The organism is Methylopila musalis, assembly GCF_042679725.1.
In the GTDB taxonomy this organism is placed as follows: domain Bacteria; phylum Pseudomonadota; class Alphaproteobacteria; order Rhizobiales; family Methylopilaceae; genus Methylopila; species Methylopila musalis.
Genome location: NZ_JBHTMX010000306.1, coordinates 1 through 2,230, shown reverse-complemented (window position 1 = coordinate 2,230; position 2,230 = coordinate 1). Strand labels below are relative to the sequence as shown.

Below are 2,230 nucleotides of genomic sequence, written 5' to 3'. Positions count from 1 at the left end.
GCCGCCGCGCTCCTTCTGGCCGGCGCGGGCGCCGCCGCCGCGCAGGACGTGACGCCCCAGGGCTTCAAGCTCGGGCCGATGCCGCCGATCACCGCCGCGACGCCCGCCAAGGAGCTGTTCGGCCGGGCGCGGACGCCGAGCGGCGGGCGCGAGGCCTCGATCGGCTTCTACTCCAAGGGCTGTCTCGCCAGCGCCTCCATGCTGCCGCTCACGGGGCCGACCTGGCAGGTGATGCGCCCCTCCCGCGACCGCTTTTACGGCCGTCTGGCGCTGATCTCCTTCGTCCAGCGCTTCTCGAAACGGGTCGCGGCCACCACCGCCTGGCCCGGCGTGCTGGTGGGCGATCTGTCCCAGCCCCGGGGCGGGCCCATGCTGAAGGGCCACGCCTCGCACCAGATCGGGCTCGACGTGGACATCTGGCTGCGGCCCATGCCGCCGGCGCCGCTCAGCCCCGCCCAGCGGGAGACGATGATGTCCACGCTGGTGGTGGCGCCCGAGCGCACCCACGTGAACGGCTTCTGGACGCCGGACCATCTCAAGGTGATCCGCGCCGCCGCCAACGACGGCGCGGTGGAGCGGGTGCTGGTGAACCCCGCCATCAAGAAGGCGCTGTGCGAGCAGACCAAGGGCGACCGCAGCTGGCTGCAGAAGGTGCGGCCCGTCTGGGGCCACGACTATCACTTCCACGTCCGCATCGGCTGCCCGGCGGGCGAAGCCTCCTGCAAGCCGCAACCGGAGCCGCGCGAGGGCGAGGGCTGCGGCAAGGATCTGGACTGGTGGTTCACCCCCGGCCGGCTGTTCCCGAAGCCGCCGAAGATCCCGCCGAAGCCGCGCCCGCCCATGACGCTGGCCGATCTGCCGCCCGCCTGCGCGGACGTCATCCGCGCGCCGTGACCGGAGCGATGTTCGCTTATTGTTCTTGACGGACCGGCCGGCTCCGCTACGATCCGGACGCGCGAGGATCGCAACGCGCGCCGGGGCGGGGGTCAGGGCATGGTCACGTGGGTCTCCACCGTCGCCTTCGAGGGCGTCGAGGCGCGGGCCGTCGACGTGCAGGTGCAGGTGGCGCCCGGCCTGCCGGCGTTCCATGTGGTCGGCCTGCCGGACAAGGCGGTGACGGAGGCGCGGGAGAGGGTGCGCGCCGCTCTGGTGGCGTCCGGTCTCGCGCTGCCGCCCCGGCGCATCACCGTCAATCTGGCGCCGGCGGACCTGCCGAAGGAAGGCTCGCATTTCGACCTGCCGATCGCGCTCGGATTGATGGCGGCGCTGGGCGCGGTGCCGCCGGAATCGCTCGCCGACTGCACCGTGCTCGGGGAGCTGGCGCTCGACGGCACGCTCGCCCCCGTGGCCGGGGCGCTGCCGGCGGCGGTGGCGGCCCACGCCCGCGGCCACATGCTGATCTGCCCGGAGGCCTGCGGCCCCGAAGCCGCCTGGGCCAGCGCCGACCTGCCGATCGTCGCGCCCCGGTCGCTGATCCAGATCGCGAACCATCTCAAGGGAACGCAGGTGCTGGCGCGCCCCTCCGCCAGCCTGCCGGACGCCGCCCCCGCATACGCCGACCTGAAGGACGTGCGCGGTCAGGAGAGCGCCAAGCGCGCGCTGGAGATCGCGGCCGCCGGCGGCCACAACCTGCTGCTCGCGGGCCCTCCCGGCGCCGGCAAGTCCATGCTGGCGAGCAGGCTGCCCGCGCTGCTGCCGCCGCTCGCGCCGAAGGAGCTGCTGGAGGTGGCGATGATCCGCTCGGTGGCGGGGGAGCTCGCGGGCGGGCGGCTCACCAACCGGCGCCCGTTCCGCGCGCCGCACCATTCCGCCTCCATGGCGGCGCTGGTGGGCGGCGGGGCCCGGCCGCGCCCCGGCGAGATCGCGCTCGCCCATCACGGCGTGCTGTTCCTCGACGAGCTGCCGGAGTTCTCGGCCCAGGCGCTGGACGCGCTGCGCCAGCCGCTGGAGACCGGCGAGGCGGTGATCGCCCGCGCCAACCACCGCATCGCCTATCCGGCCCGGTTCCAGCTGGTGGCGGCCATGAACCCGTGCCGTTGCGGCGGGGGCGAGGGCGGCCACGCCTGCCGCCGGGGTCCCCGCTGCGCGCAGGAGTACCAGTCCCGCATCTCCGGCCCGCTGCTCGACCGCATCGACCTCAGGCTCGACGTGCCGGCCGTCACCGCCGCCGACCTGATGGCGCCGCCCGCAAGCGAGGACAGCGCGACGGTGGCCGCCCGGGTGGCGGCGG

2 protein-coding genes are annotated in these 2,230 nt (G+C 74.8%); both read left to right on the top strand.

Annotated features, from left to right (window positions below; translation table 11 throughout):
• The coding region (mepA, locus tag ACFQ4O_RS17035) for a penicillin-insensitive murein endopeptidase (RefSeq protein ID WP_378777501.1) at nucleotides 1–894 on the top strand (894 nt) is incomplete at its 5' end.
• A gap of 99 nt (nucleotides 895–993) precedes the next feature.
• The coding region (locus ACFQ4O_RS17030; RefSeq protein WP_378777499.1) for a YifB family Mg chelatase-like AAA ATPase at nucleotides 994–2,230 on the top strand (1,237 nt) is incomplete at its 3' end.